The organism is Nocardioides montaniterrae, from assembly GCF_054782655.1.
Map to the genome: position 1 here is coordinate 1 of NZ_BAAGSB010000013.1, position 13,609 is coordinate 13,609.

At 72.1% G+C, this 13,609-nt stretch carries 10 protein-coding genes and 1 tRNA gene; 1 reads left to right on the top strand and 10 read right to left on the bottom strand.

What is annotated here, in order from left to right; translation table 11 throughout:
- Positions 1–395 precede the first annotated feature (395 nt).
- Both ACYVJ3_RS14860 and tyrS read right to left on the bottom strand, forming a co-directional pair.
- A complete protein-coding gene (locus ACYVJ3_RS14860) occupies positions 396–1,433 on the bottom strand; it encodes an alpha-hydroxy acid oxidase (RefSeq protein WP_460853835.1) in 1,038 nt (345 codons plus the stop codon).
- On the bottom strand, positions 1,433–2,698 hold the full coding sequence (gene tyrS / locus ACYVJ3_RS14865) for a tyrosine--tRNA ligase (protein ID WP_460853837.1): 1,266 nt from the start codon (positions 2,696–2,698) through the stop codon (positions 1,433–1,435). The genes ACYVJ3_RS14860 and tyrS overlap by 1 nt, the downstream gene beginning before the upstream one ends.
- Before the next feature lie 80 nt (positions 2,699–2,778).
- On the opposite strand from tyrS, the gene ACYVJ3_RS14870 reads away from it, so the two are divergent.
- Complete coding sequence (locus ACYVJ3_RS14870) at positions 2,779–3,771, top strand: protein kinase domain-containing protein (protein ID WP_460853838.1); 993 nt, start codon at positions 2,779–2,781, stop codon at positions 3,769–3,771.
- 6 nt (positions 3,772–3,777) lie between these two features.
- Here ACYVJ3_RS14870 and ACYVJ3_RS14875 read toward each other — a convergent pair whose 3' ends face one another.
- From ACYVJ3_RS14875 to ACYVJ3_RS14910, 8 genes are all read right to left on the bottom strand, one after another.
- On the bottom strand, positions 3,778–6,174 hold the full coding sequence (locus ACYVJ3_RS14875; protein ID WP_460853840.1) for a hypothetical protein: 2,397 nt from the start codon (positions 6,172–6,174) through the stop codon (positions 3,778–3,780).
- 90 nt (positions 6,175–6,264) lie between these two features.
- Positions 6,265–6,338 (bottom strand) — tRNA-Ile (locus ACYVJ3_RS14880).
- A 34-nt stretch (positions 6,339–6,372) separates the two neighbouring features.
- Positions 6,373–8,001, bottom strand: coding sequence for an LCP family protein (locus ACYVJ3_RS14885; RefSeq protein WP_460853841.1), 1,629 nt, complete (start codon positions 7,999–8,001; stop codon positions 6,373–6,375).
- A gap of 48 nt (positions 8,002–8,049) precedes the next feature.
- Positions 8,050–9,681 (bottom strand): efflux RND transporter periplasmic adaptor subunit, encoded by a 1,632-nt coding sequence (locus tag ACYVJ3_RS14890; RefSeq protein ID WP_460853842.1) that lies wholly within the window; start codon positions 9,679–9,681, stop codon positions 8,050–8,052.
- Positions 9,678–10,487 carry a hypothetical protein gene (locus tag ACYVJ3_RS14895; protein WP_460853843.1) on the bottom strand — a complete coding sequence of 270 codons (810 nt, stop codon included), beginning with the start codon at positions 10,485–10,487 and terminating at the stop codon, positions 9,678–9,680. Before ACYVJ3_RS14895 ends, ACYVJ3_RS14890 begins: the two co-directional genes overlap by 4 nt.
- 46 nt (positions 10,488–10,533) lie before the next feature.
- Positions 10,534–11,757: an ABC transporter permease gene (locus tag ACYVJ3_RS14900; RefSeq protein ID WP_460853844.1), complete on the bottom strand. Its 1,224-nt coding sequence runs from the start codon at positions 11,755–11,757 to the stop codon at positions 10,534–10,536.
- Positions 11,754–12,449 carry an ABC transporter ATP-binding protein gene (locus ACYVJ3_RS14905; protein ID WP_460853845.1) on the bottom strand — a complete coding sequence of 232 codons (696 nt, stop codon included), beginning with the start codon at positions 12,447–12,449 and terminating at the stop codon, positions 11,754–11,756. Before ACYVJ3_RS14905 ends, ACYVJ3_RS14900 begins: the two co-directional genes overlap by 4 nt.
- On the bottom strand, positions 12,446–13,609 hold the full coding sequence (locus ACYVJ3_RS14910) for an efflux RND transporter periplasmic adaptor subunit (RefSeq protein ID WP_460853846.1): 1,164 nt from the start codon (positions 13,607–13,609) through the stop codon (positions 12,446–12,448). The genes ACYVJ3_RS14905 and ACYVJ3_RS14910 overlap by 4 nt, the downstream gene beginning before the upstream one ends.

A 13,609-nucleotide genomic window follows, 5' to 3' on the forward strand; every position in this document is an offset into this window, starting at 1 on the left:
TCCTGAGCCAGGATCAAACTCTCCATAAGAAAATTCAAACCCAACAAAGACAAACCCCGACAACATCACGTTGTCTAGAATTCATCAATTGCCGAAAATACTCCGACAACCACTCGGTTGCCGCACAAACATTTCACAACAATCAAAATGCATGACACACTGTTGAGTTCTCAAACATCAGACGCAGCGGAGTTCGCTCTTGCGAGATCTTCTCCACACTGATGGCCGTTCAGTTTGGCCGCGGCGCGAAAGCGCTGGTCTTGACTGATCGACTTCCACCCGGGGCCGGAAACCCTTCGCGGTGATCCGCGCCTTGTTTCCCGCCGCTCCCTGGCGACAAAGAGAACATTACAGACCCCTGTGACTGAGTACAAATCGGGGGTGGGTGTCGGCGGTCACACCCGGTCCCGGAGGGCCTCTCGCGCCCTGCCAGAGATCCCCACACCGGCCAGGAGCAGGCCCTCGACCAGCTCGCTCTGGACGGTGTTTGCGCAGGTCAGCACGCCATTGACGCCGTCGGTGGCGAGTCCCCACAGCGGCAGACGGCCCAGGAACACCGCGTCCGCACCCAGCGCGTGGGCACTGAGTACGTCTGCTCCCCCGCGGACACCGCCGTCGACGTACACCTGAGTAGCGGTGCCCACCGCCTCCCTGACCAGCGGGAGCGCGGCCGCCGTGCTGACAGCGCGGTCCAGCTGGCGACCGCCGTGGTTGGAGACCCAGATCGCCGCGGCGCCCGCCTCGAGGGCGGACCGGGCGTCGTCGGGGTGCAGCACACCCTTGACCACCACCGGGAGCCCCGTCCGCTCCCCCAGCCACGCGACGTCGTCGGCGGACAGGTCGGTGGCCCAGCGGCCGCGCTGCCCGGTGGCGACACCTGCGACGTAGTTGGCGCGGTGCCAGGAGAGGTCGACGCCGGCGAAGTCCTGGTCGCCGACGCGGTCCTTGGTGCCGGGAACCGGAGTGTCCACGGTGAGCACGACGGCCTCCGCTCCCGCCATGCAGGCCGCGTCGAGCATCGGGAGCGAGGCGGCGCGGTCCGCCGTCAGGTAGGCCTGCAGCCACCACGGCGCTCCCACCGCGCCGATCTCGGCGAAGGTGTGGCCGGCGTTGCTGGACACGACGTGGGGCATGCCGGCCTGACCCGCGGCCTCCGCCATCGCGAGCTCACCGCGCGGGTGGGCGCAGCGCTGGAGCGCGGTGGGGGCGATCCCGAAGGAGGTGCGGTAGGTCCGGGCGAGGAGGGAGGTGGTCGTGTCGACGACCACGTCGCCCCGCAGGACGCGCGGCACCAGCCGGATCGAGCGCCACGCGGCGGTCGCCTCGCTCGCCGTGATCTCCTCGCCGCTGCCCGCTGCGTAGTAGCGAGCGACGACGGCGGGCAGTCGCTGCTCCGCCGTACGACGAAGCTCGGCTGCCCACCCGCAGGACATCAGCCGACCTTGACCCCGGCGAACCGCTTCTTGCCGCGACGCAGCACCAGCCAGGTGCCGCCGATCAGGTCGTCGGCGACCGGGACGTGCTCGGCGTCCTCGACGCGGACGTTGTTGAGGTAGGCGCCGCCCTCACCGATGGTGCGACGGGCCTCGCCCTTGGAGGCGCACAGGCCGGAGAGGACGAGCAGGGCCACGACGGTCGGCAGGTCTCCGGTGACCTCGGTCGATCCGGCCTCCCCGAGCGCGGCACCGAGGGTGTCGGCCGAGAGCGCGGTGATGTCGCCGGTGCCGAAGAGCGCCAACGCGGCGGCCTTGGCCTGCTCGGTCTCCTCGCTCCCGTGGACCAGCGTCGTCACCTCGTCGGCGAGGACCTTCTGTGCCTCGCGCCGGAACGGCGCCTCAGCGTGCCGCGCCTCGAGCGCCTCGATCTCGTCGCGGCCGAGGAAGGTGAAGATGCGCAGGAGCTCGCCGACCTTCTCGTCCTCGACGTTGAGCCAGAACTGGTGGAAGGCGTACGGCGACATCATCGTCGGGTCGAGCCAGAGGGCGCCGCCCTCGGTCTTGCCGTACTTGGTGCCGTCGGACTTGGTGATGAGCGGCGTGGAGAAGGCATGGGCGTTGCCGCCGTCGGCACGTCGGATCAGCTCGACGCCGCCGGTGAGGTTGCCCCACTGGTCGGAGCCGCCGAACTGGAGCGTCACGCCATGGCGGCGGAACAGCTCGAGGAAGTCCATCGACTGGAGCAGGACGTAGGAGAACTCGGTGTAGCTGATGCCCGACTCGAGCCGACGCTTGACGGTCTCGCGCGCCAGCATCCGGTTGACCGGGAAGTGCTTGCCGATGTCGCGCAGGAAGTCGATCGTGGAGAGGCCGGAGGTCCAGTCGTAGTTGTTGACGACCGTCGCGGCGTTGTCACCCTCGAACGAGACGAGCGCGGACACCTGGGCGCGGACCTTGTCGCTCCACTCCTGCACGGTCTCGAGGGTGTTGAGCGTGCGCTCCCCCGAGTCACGCGGGTCTCCGATCATGCCGGTGGCGCCACCCACGAGGAGGTAGGGCGTGTGGCCGGCGTCCTGGAGGCGCTTGGCGGTGGCCAGCTGGACCAGGTTGCCCATGTGCAGGCTCGGCGCGGTGGGGTCGAAGCCGACGTAGAACTTCACGCTGCCCTCGCTCAGCGCGGTGCGCAGGGCGTCGCGATCCGTGGAGCTGGCGATGAGTCCTCGCCACTCCAGGTCGTCGAGGAGCGTGGGGTCGACCGACACGGTGTTGCCTCTCTGATGCGTTGCTTGAGCGGTCCAAGCCTGCCGCATGGACGGGCGGAACCTCGATTAGGGTCGCAGAGGTGACCGGGTACGCAGCGAATCTCGTGGCTTCGCTCCAGGCGGGTGCACTCCTCGGACCGAACGAGGCGGCACGTGCCGTGCTGCCGCTCGCCCAGGAGATCGCGCTCGACCACCAGCGGGGAGCGGTGCGTGGGGAGATCTCCTCGGCGTACGTCGCCCCGGAGGTCGTCGCCGGTCGTCCGCCGACCGCGGCCACCGATGTGTGGTCGGTCGGGGCGTTGCTGTTCCACGCGATGGCGGGCCATCGCCCCTACCAGCACTCGCCGGAGACCCCGGCCCGGCTGCGGCGTGCGGGATGGCTCGGCCCGATGGTCGAGATGGCGCTCGCCGAGGACCCTGCCGCGCGACCGAGCATGGCGGAGCTGGCGGCGTACCTCCGCAGTGGGAACCCGGCCGCCGAGCCCGAGCCGACTCTCCCCCTCCCGACTCCCCCGCCGGAGCCCGTGGTGCCGCGAGCGGTCGTGCCGGACGCGGCCGACCGGCAGCGACGCACCCGCATCCTGGCGATCGCTCTCGGCGCGACCGTCCTGGTGCTGGCGGTCGTCGCGCTGCTGCTCGTCGCCGGAGCCCACGGCGGAGGGGCACCGGAGGCTGCGCCGACCACGGCGCCGCCGGAAGCGACGTCGAGCGCACCGTCCACTCCCGCCACCACGGCGACGCCGCACCCGACGGCGACACCGACCCGGCCGACGAGCGCGACGCTGGTGGCGTTCGCGCGGACCTACGTGATGACCGCGAGCCGCGACCCGCAGGCCGGCTTCCGGTTCCTGACACCGGCGTACCAGCGGCGCAGCCCGGACTACCTGAGGTTCTGGGCGTCGGTGAGCGACCCGCGGATCATCAGCGTGAGCGGCGACGCCGCGCGGATGACCGCGACGTACACCTACCGCTACACCCTGCCCGCCGGGCACGGGCGCAAGACGCGTACCGAGACCGTCGTCCTGCGCCTGGTCCAGCAGGGCGGGAGGCTGCGCATCGCGGGGGCGAGCTGACCCGCATCACCGCTGGGTGATCAGGCACTTCAGCGTGCGCGCGTAGATGGCCGTCGTGCCGGCGTACCTGATCGCGAGGGTGTGCTTGCCGATCGGCAGCCGTGGCAGCCGGATCGAGACACGGCCCGAGGTGAGCGACCGCCAGGTGACGATCACCTTCTTGCCTAGCTTGATCTCGACGCGACCCGGCGGCTGGATCGTGGTGCCGGGGATGCTCAGGGTGACGACGCCGGACGCGCGGCCGCCGACCTGGGTGCGGGCCGGGAACGTCTCGGTGATCGTGGGCAGGACCTTGGCGATCACGAGCGTGGCCGACGTCGTCGCCGAGCCGTACGTCGCGGTGACCGGGTAGCTGCCCGGCGCCTGCTTGGCCTGCAGCACCAGCGATGCGGCGCCCGCGCTGACCGGGCGGGTGACGGGCGTCGAGGAGCCGACCTGGAGCGAGACGGTGTCGCCGTCGGTCGCACCCGGCACGCCGACCGTGATGGTCACCGCGGTGCCGTAACGGGCCGGGCTGGAGAAGGCGATGGTGGGCTTGATGGGCGCGGCGGCCGGGCCGACACCGAAGTCCAGCGCGGTCTGGGTGTCGCCATCGGCGGTCAGCAGCCTCGTGGTCGCCTGCCGGGCGCCCGGAGCCGCCGCCTCGCCGCTCGACAACCCGTCGATGACCGCGGTGTAGTGCTGGGTCGGGGACAGCACCGGCAGCCCGGTGAAGGAGTAGAGGCCATCGGCCGCGGTGGTCACCGGCGCGACGAGGTCGCCGGCGGCGTCACGCGCCGCGGTGCCGTCGGGGCCGAGCAGGCTCACCTGGACGCCCGATCGCGGCGGCGCCGTAGCCAGGTCCGGAGTCGTGGTGGTGTCGTGGACCTCACCGCTCACCGAGACCCGCGGTGCCGGCGCACCGCCCGCCTGGACGTAGCCGACGATCCCCTCCTGAGCGGCGCCCTCGCAGCCGGAGTCGGTGGACGGGAAGCGGTCGGTGTCGCGCAGGCAGGAGTAGAGCGGCGCGCGGCCCGCGGCGTCATCGGTCCAGACGTAGCCGGTGGTGCGCTGTGCGCTGCCGACGGGGCAGCTGGTCGCGGCGACGTACTTGTCGGAGCCGTCGATGCAGTCCAGGAGCGGCGCGGTGCCGGCAGCGGGCTGGGTCAGGACGTAGCCGAGTCGCTCGCCCTCGGCGTACGCGCTGGTCGGGAGGGAGGCGGTGGCGGTGACATCGCCCGACGAGCGGTAGCGCGTCAGCGCGAGAAGGACGGCGGGGTCGCCCTGGGCGAGCGGCAGGACCGACACCTCGCGGCGCACCAGGTAGCGGTCGCTCTTCATCACGCCGCCAGGCTGGAGGTACATGTAGACGAGGTCGAAGCTCGAGCCGAAGGTGTTGCCGCCCGTCGGTGCCGCGACCGAGGGATAGGCGAACATCTGCTGGGTGGTGTTCTGGAGGTCGGTCCAGGGGCGTACGTCGGTGCTGACGGCCGGGATGAGCGGGGCGCTGAACGCCGTGGGCGCCGTCGGGTCGGTGCCGTAGCGCAGGCGGATGCCACCGCCGGTGGCCTCGAAGGACAGCATCGTCATCTCGTCACCCGGCTGGTAGAGGCCCGAGGCGGTGCCGCCACCGATGTTGCGGACGGAGGTGCCCGTCCCGCCCTGGGCTGCCGTCGTCCAGCCGGAGCCGTCGTACTTCCCGAACGTGCCGGGCGATCCGTTGCCCGGCGTCGCCCGCGCCATGCTGACGAGCTGGCTCCGGGTGGTCTTCTCGGTGAAGGGCAGGTAGAGCTGGTCGTCCTTGACCACGGCGGTCGGGTTGCCCTCACCGATCGTCTGCCCGTCCGCGGGCGTCGCCGCGGAGGACAGCACCCGCCCCTGCTTCGTGAAGGTCTTCCCGCCGTCGTGCGAGACGACCTGGCCGATGCTGCGCAGCACGGTGCCCGCGGGGTACGCCGACGTCTGCTGCGCGGGGTCCTTCGCGCAGTCGGTCTCGGCGTGGTACCAGCCGACGACGTGCTGTGAGTCGGCCGGATCGCGCCACAGGCCCTGGAGCCAGGCACCGCAGTGGTCGAACGCGCTGGCGGTCGGGTCGTAGCGCAGGACGGGGTTGGCGAAGTCCGCGGTGAGGTGAGCCATGTCGGGGCCCTGCAAGGGGTAGGTGTTGATGTTGGCGATGTAGCCACGCATCGTGCCGTTCACCGCCGGCAGCGAGGCGAAGTTGGAGTCGGCGTACGACGTCGGGCCGGCCATCAGCTCAGCCGGACCGATCACCAGCTGGGCCTGCGCGAGGCTGCTCGGCGCACTGGTCGCCGCCGACGTCGGCGGTCCGGCGACCGTGGCGACCGCCAGGCCCGCTGCCAGCGCCGTGCCCAGCGCGGCGACCTTCACGGCAGCGCTGCGCAGCGCCGGGTGCTCCCTCATGGCGCCCACGCTACGAGGGGACGGACGCCGTGTCCGGGCTTTGCCCTGACTCCGGCGTCCCTGACTCCGGCATCGCTGCTCGAGGCTGGGTGGGGCGGGTGGGGCTCGAACCCACGACCCAAGGATTATGAGTCCTCTGCTCTGACCGACTGAGCTACCGCCCCTGGTGGTGGGGATCAGGCTAGTGGGGCCGCCGCGTCACTTGAACTGGGCGTCGTACGCCTCGGCGTCGGCGACGGTCCTGCCGGTGGGGTGGTAGGCGCAGACGTCGACCGGGTCCTCGGGCGGGTTGGCCGAAGGGTGGTGCTTCTTCGCCGGGTGGAGCGCGGCCTGGACCGTGGCGTGGATGTAGTCGAAGTCGGGATCGGCCGAGTTGAAGCTCGCCGAGGTCTTGAAGACCACCGACTTCGCCTTGCCGTCCTTGACCTTGAGCGCCAGGTCGACGAACGCGGGACCGAGCTCCTTCGGGATGTCGGTCAGCACGATCTGCTTGCCGGCCTTGATCAGGTCGAGGTAGCGGATCAGGAGGTTGCCCGGGTTGGCGGCGTCGATGATCGCGTTGATCATGCAGCGCTGGCGGTCCATCCGCTGGTAGTCGTCGGCACCCCAGCGGCCGCGGGCGAACCAGAGCGCGTGGTAGCCGTCGAGATGCTCGTTCGGTCCGGGCGCGATGTAGCCGATCGGCGGGATGTGGTCGCTGGTGTCGCCCTGGATCGCGATCGGCTCGTTGACGTTGACCGTCACCCCGCCGATCGCGTTGACGATCTCGCGGAAGCCGGAGAGGTTGACCAGGAGGTAGTAGTCGACCGGGATGCCGAGCGTTCCCGAGATCGCCTGCTTGATCGCGTCGGCGCCCTCGTTGGAGCTCTTGCCCAGCACGCCGGGGTGATACATGGGGACGTCGCGGTAGACCGCGTTGAGCATGTAGTTGCCGTCCGCCGGGTCGCCGTCGGTGAAGCCGTTCGGGTAGAGGGCGTGCAACGGGCTGTCCGCCGGGAACTGCGCGCCGGCCAGGTTGCGCGGCAGGCTGAAGGTGACCATCTTCCCGGTCTTGGTGTCGATGCTCAGCAGGATCATGCTGTCGGTCCGCACGCCTTCGCGGCCTATGTCGCCGTCGCCACCCAGGAGCAGCAGGTTGACCCGGTCCTTGTGTGCCCACGGGTCGTGGGCGTCGAGGTTCGGCGCGGTGGTCGTCCTGTTGTTGTCGAACACCTTGGTCACCAGGCCCGCCGTGGCCAGGGCGTACTGGGCGGCCCGCAGCACCGGGGCCGCGACGACGAGGCAGATCACGACGACCGCGATGTTGCCGAGCACCGTCTGTCGTTGCGTACGTCGGCGCGGGCGGACCATCCGGTAGGAGGTCCAGACGACGCCCACCCAGATCAGCAGGAGGACGGAGACCACCGCCGCGGCGATCTTCAGCGCCCGCGGGTTGAACACCAGGTCGAGCGCGCGGTGCCAGTCGGTGCCGTAGCGCCAGAAGAGCGCTCCGATGACCGCGAGCCAGCCGCCGAGGACGAGCCAGCCGAGGGCCTTGCGGCCGGCGTACAGGTAACCGGAGCCGGGGACGACCGCGCCGAGGAAGGTGATGCCGAGCGTCTTGCCGAGCGTGTCGGCGCGACGGCGGCGTACGGCGGCCCGCCGGGCGCCGCCCCGCGGAACGTCGGCCGACCGCGTCGGCGCCGGATCACCGGGCCGCAGCGCGCGACGGCCCGCGACCGATGCGCTGCCCCTGCGCAGCTCACGGCGCTCGGCGCGCGAGCGACGCACCGACCGGGTGGCGCGGCGCGCTCCCCCGGACCGTGGGCGGTCGTCGGCCTGCGACATCGGTACCTCCGGCTGATGAGTCGCCACAGATTAGCGGCCAAGTGCCCGCTATCCGGCACCGCCGAAGCCCACCGGCGGTCCGCCGCCGACCGACGTCATCCCCCCACGGCCGCCGAAGCCGCCGTCGCGCCCCGACGAACCGGAGCTCGGCAGGTCCTCGTCGAGGTCCGCGAGCACCACCTGCTCCCCGGCCCGGAGGCCGTCGACGACCTGGATGCGGCGGGCGCCGACGACGCCCACCGTCACGCTCGTCCGGGTCGCCACGCCGTCGCTGAGCACCTCCACGGAGCCGTCGGACACGGCCGACGCGGGCACCGTCACGGCGTCGTGGGCCGTGCCGGTCACCACCGAGACCCCGACGGGCATGCCGATCATCGGCTGGCCCGCGGCGTCGCCCGAGAGGGTCACCACGACGGCGTACGTCGAGTCCGAGCTCGACGTCGGGACGTGGGCGATCCGGGTGACCCTGCCGCGGAGCACTCGCGCGGAGCCGGCGGGGGTCACCCGCGCCACCGCGCCGGTCTCCAGCTGCTGCGCCTGGGTCTGGCTGGCGGCGATCTCCACCGTGGTCAGCCCGTCGCCGACCAGCACCGCGACCGCGTCGCCTCCGGTGACCTCGTCGCCGCGGGCGACCGAGAGGTCGCGGACCTGCCCCGCGGCGGGGGCGCGGACCACCGCGGCATCGCGTGCGGCGATCGCCGAGGCGAGCTGGGCCTTCGCCTGGTCGATGGCGGCCTGGTCGCGAGCCAGGGTGGCGGCGGTGATCGACGTACCGGATCCCGTGCTGCTGTCGGGCGTGGCGCCGCCGCCGGTGGGGGCGCTCGGCGGCTGCGCGGTGCCTCCGGAGGGGGCGGACGGGGTAGTGCTCGGTGCTGAGGCGGCGGTCAAGGCCTGCTGCAGGTCCGCTGTGAGCGTGGTCAGCGCGGACTGGAGGGCTTCCTGGGCCGTCGCGACCGCGTCCTGCGCGGCCTCGACGGTGCCGAGGGCGCTCTGGCACGCGTCGCTGCCACCGGTCGAGCTCGTGGCGGTCGGCGACGCGCTGTCGGTCGGGGTCGCGGTCGGGGCACTGCCGGTGTCGGCGCACACCGCGGTCTCGTCCTTCAGCGCCTGCTTCGCGTCGGCCAGCGCCGACGACACCGTGGTCTGGGCCTGCGTGACGGCCGCCTGGTCCTTCTTGATCGTCGCCGGGAGCGTTGAGGAGCTGGTCGACGTCGCGGTGGGCGTGGTGAGCGCGACCGCGGAACGGGTGGTCGCGCGGGAGGTGCTCGAGCTGTTGCTGACCGCGTTCTCGACCGCCGAGGCCTGAGCCGCCTCGTCGGTCCCGAGCTGGGCACGGGCCTTGGCCAGCGCCGCCCGGGCGGCGACGACGTCGGCCCGGAGGCCGGTCTGGTCGAGGCGGGCGATGACCGCGCCGCGGCGTACTCGCTGACCGACCTTCACGGGGACCTCGACCACGCGGCCCGACGTGCCGGCGACCAGGTCGGCCCGGCCCGCGGCCGAGACGGTGCCGGTCAAGTCGAGGGTCTCCGACACGTCGCCGGTCGTGGCGGACGCGAGCCGGTAGTGGTGGTGGGTGCCGGTCACCTCGGCGTACGCCGCCCATCCCCCGCCACTCACCGCGAGGACCGTCGCACCGACCACCGCCCGGCGGCGCCAGCGCCGCGTCGCCTGTCGCGTCACGAGGCATCCTCGGCACGCGCGCCGCCGAAGCCCATCGTGCACTCGCCGTCGACCGGGTCGCTGACGGACGCGGTGGTGGCGGTGACGCCGCCCGTGCTGTCGGTGTGGCCCATCGCCGTCAGGCAGCGGCCGGTGGTGACCGCCGAGAGACCCGCGGACTCCTGCTGGGTGTACGTCGTGGCGCCGGTGGTCGTCACCGCGACGTCCGTCGTGCTCGATCCGGGGCCGGTCGAGGCGACCGTGAAGCCGTGGGCGTTGACCGCGGTCACCTCGCCCATCACGCCGAGCCCGACCGGACGCGCGCCGCGCTGCAGGTTGCTCGGCAGGTCGGACGGCAGGTCGGTGGGCATCCCGGTCGGCCTCCCCTGCGGCGCACCGGTGCCGCCCCGTGCACCGCGACCGCAGGACGTACCGGAGGCAGCGGTGATGGACACGGAGGTCGCGGTGACCTTGCTCGGCGGCTGGGTCGGGGCCGACGTACCGCTGCTCGCCGACCGGACGAGCACGCACGAGCCGATCTCGACGTCGCTGCGCCGGGCGGTGACCTGGGCGGTGATCTTCGTGGACGAGGTGAAGGTGACCGCGACCTGGCCGGACATCGCGCTCTGGACCTGGGCGACCTTCCCGGACACCGCGGCGATGGTGCCGGACGCGCCGGGCAGCTGTGCGCCGCCGCCGGTGGCCAGCGTGGCGGCCCCGACGTCCGAGGTGCCCTTCGGCGACGGCGTACCGGATCCGCATCCGGTGGCGAGTGCGGCGACGGCCGCGAGCACAGCGGGGACGGTCAGGAGACGGGGACGGAGCATGGTGGTGCCTTTCGTGAGGGGGCTGCGGAGGAGGTCGGGAAGCGCATCAGTCGCTGCGCAGGGCGTCGATCGGGGTCAGTCGCGCGGCTCGGGACGCCGGGTAGACGCCGAAGCCGATGCCGAGGACGAGCGCCGTCGCCAGGGCGGCCGCGGTGGCCACCGCGGACAGCGCGACCGGCTGGTCGATGAGGCCCGGCAGGACCTGCGCGCCGACGACCCCGACCAGCACGCCGACCACGCCGCCGAGCAGACCGATCAGCGACGCCTCGACCAGGAACTGCCGGCGGATGACCGCAGGTGCCGCGCCCAGCGCCTTGCGCAGGCCGATCTCGCGGACGCGCTCGGTGACCGAGACCAGCATGATGTTCATGACCCCGATCCCGCCGACGAGCAGCGAGATCGCCGCGACGCCGGCGAGCAGCGCGGTCATCGTCTTGTTGGTCGCATTGGCCGTCTCGACGAGGGACTGCTGGGTGGAGATGCTGAAGTCCGCGTCGGCGCTGGTGACGCCGTGGCGGTTGCTGAGCACGCTCTGCGTCTCCTGGTACGCCGCGGACAGCCGGTCGGCGCTCGCGCCCTCGACGTAGATCGTCGACACCGACAGGCTGGCGGAGCCCTGCATGCGCTTGGCGGTCGCGATCGGTACGACGGCCTGGTCGTCCTCGGACTCGCCGGTCGACGAGGCGCCGGAGGAGTCGAGGACGCCGATGACCGTGAGCGGGGTGCCGTCGGCCACCACCGTCTGCCCGACCGGGCTCTGCCTGCCGAAGAGCTCCGAGGCCGTGTCCGGTCCGAGCACCGTGACGGCCGCTCCGCTGGTGACCTCGCGCTCGGTGAAGAAGCGCCCGGCCGACAGCGTGCGGGTGCGGACGCCGAGCCAGTCGGTCGTCGTACCGACGACGGAGGTCGTCCAGTTCGTCGCGCCGTTGACCAGGGTGGCGTTGGCGCTCGTGGTGGGCGCGACCGCTGCGACGTCCGGCGCCGCGTCGCGTGACGCCAGGGCGCTCACGTCGCTGAGCGTCAGCGTCGAGGCCGAGCCGAAGCCGCCACGGATGCCACCGGAGGTGCTGCTGCCGGGAGAGACGATGAGCAGGTTCGAGCCGAGTGCGTCGATCTGGTCGGAGACCTCGCGCTGCGCCCCCTGGCCGAGGCCCACGGTGAGGATCACCGACGAGATGCCGATGACGATGCCCAGCATGGTGAGCAGCGACCGCATGCGGTGGGCCCGGATCGCGGCCGCGCCGGTCCGGAACGTCTCGAGCCAGCTCATCGACCGGCCCCCACGAGGACGTCGGAGGTGATCTGGCCGTCGGCGATGACCAGGTTGCGGGCCGCGCGAGCGGCGACGTCGGGCTCGTGCGTGATCAGCACGATGGTGCGACCGCTGGTGTGCAGCTCGTCCAGCAGCGCCAACACCTCACGCGTCGAGGCCGAGTCGAGGTTGCCGGTCGGCTCGTCCGCGAGCACGATCGACGGCTCGGTGACGAGGGCCCGCGCGATCGCGACCCGCTGCTGCTGACCGCCCGAGAGCTCACCCGGGCGGTTCTCGATCCGGTCACCGAGGCCGACCCGTTCGAGCGCGGCAACGGCGCGATCACGCCGCTCGGCGCGGGGCGTGCCGGCGTACACCAGCGGCAGCTCGACGTTGCGCCACGCGGGCATCGAGCTGAGCAGGTGGAACTGCTGGAACACGAAGCCGATCCGCTGGTTGCGCACCCGCGCCAGCTCGGTCTCGGTCATCTCCGAGGTGTCCTCGCCGGCGAGGAAGTAGTGGCCCTCGGTGGGGACGTCGAGGCAGCCGACCAGGTTCATCAGCGTGGACTTGCCGGAGCCGGACGGGCCGATGACGGCGACGTACTCCCCCTGCGCGATCTCCATGTCGATCCCGCGCAGAGCCTCGAACTCGATCGGGCCCGAGCGGTAGGTCTTGCGCACGGCGGCGAGCTGGACGACGGGGCTCACTGGGCGGGGCCCATCTGGAAGCTCTGCACTCCGCCGGCAGGGACGCCCCCGCTGCCCATCTGCTGGCGCAGCTGCTGGAGGTCGGAGAGGTCCGGCGTACCGCCTGAGGGGGCTCGGAAGGAGACGACCTGGACCTCGTCGCCCACCTTCAGCCCGGACCTCACCTCCGTCTGGAGGCCGTAGGTCTGGCCGATGGTGACGGCCGTCCGCACGGCCTTGCCGTCGACCATCCGCTCGACGTAGCTGCCGTCCGCGTCGCTGCGCACGGCGCGCGTGTCGACGGTCAGCACGTCCTCGCGGACCCGGATGGTGATCGTGGCGTCGGCGGACGCGCCGGCGAAGAGGTCCTTGCGGATGCCGGTCACCGCGATCGTCACGGGGAAGACCGCGGCGCCGGAGTCGTTGGCCTCGGCGACGCGCGAGACCTCCTCGACCGTGCCGTAGACGGTGTCATCGACACCGGTGACGCTGATCGTGGCCTGCATGCCGGCCTTGACCCGACCGACGTCGGAGGCCGACAGCTCGGCGTCGACGACGTAGCTGCCACCCGCCACGATGCTGATCGCGGTGCTGGTCGCGCTGTCACCGCCAGCACCCGAGGAGCCGCCGACGGCATCGCCGACGGCGATTCCGACCGAGGTGATCGTGCCGCCGATGCTCGCGCGCAGCACGGCGTCGTCGAGGTCGTCGTCGGCCTCGGTCAGGGCTGCGCGCGCCGAGGCGACGCTCGCCTCGTCGGACGCGATCTGCACGTCGTCGGCGTCGTCGTCCCGGTCCTCGTCGAGCTGGGTCTCGGCGGCCTCGAGCTGGCTCGCGGCCGCTGCGCGAGTGGCCTGCAGGGAGGTGTCGTCGACCGCAGCGAGCCGCTGCCCCTTGCGGACGCGGTCGCCCTCGTCGACGTACACGTGGGTGAGGGTGCCGGCCACCGCGAAGTCCTCGTCGGCGCTGCGTGCCGCGGCGACCGTGCCGCTGGCGGCGACGGTCTGCTTGACGGTTCCGCGGGAGACAGTGGCGGTGGACGTCGCCGCGGCGGCCTGCTCGGGCGAGCGCACCAGCAGCCAGGTGGCGGTGGCTGCCACGGCGACGACGAGGACGAGACCGATGAGGACGGTACGCCGGCGCAGGCGGCGGAGCAGGCGGGGAGGAACGGGGATTCGCAC

What these genes read in the sequence shown, in the direction of transcription:
- ACYVJ3_RS14860 (WP_460853835.1), bottom strand. Translation starts at nt 1,433, where the DNA reads ATGTCCTGCGGGTGGGCAGCCGAGCTTCGTCGTACGGCGGAGCAGCGA.
- ACYVJ3_RS14875 (WP_460853840.1), bottom strand. Translation starts at nt 6,174, where the DNA reads ATGAGGGAGCACCCGGCGCTGCGCAGCGCTGCCGTGAAGGTCGCCGCG.
- ACYVJ3_RS14885 (WP_460853841.1), bottom strand. Translation starts at nt 8,001, where the DNA reads ATGTCGCAGGCCGACGACCGCCCACGGTCCGGGGGAGCGCGCCGCGCC.
- ACYVJ3_RS14895 (WP_460853843.1), bottom strand. Translation starts at nt 10,487, where the DNA reads ATGCTCCGTCCCCGTCTCCTGACCGTCCCCGCTGTGCTCGCGGCCGTC.
- ACYVJ3_RS14900 (WP_460853844.1), bottom strand. Translation starts at nt 11,757, where the DNA reads ATGAGCTGGCTCGAGACGTTCCGGACCGGCGCGGCCGCGATCCGGGCC.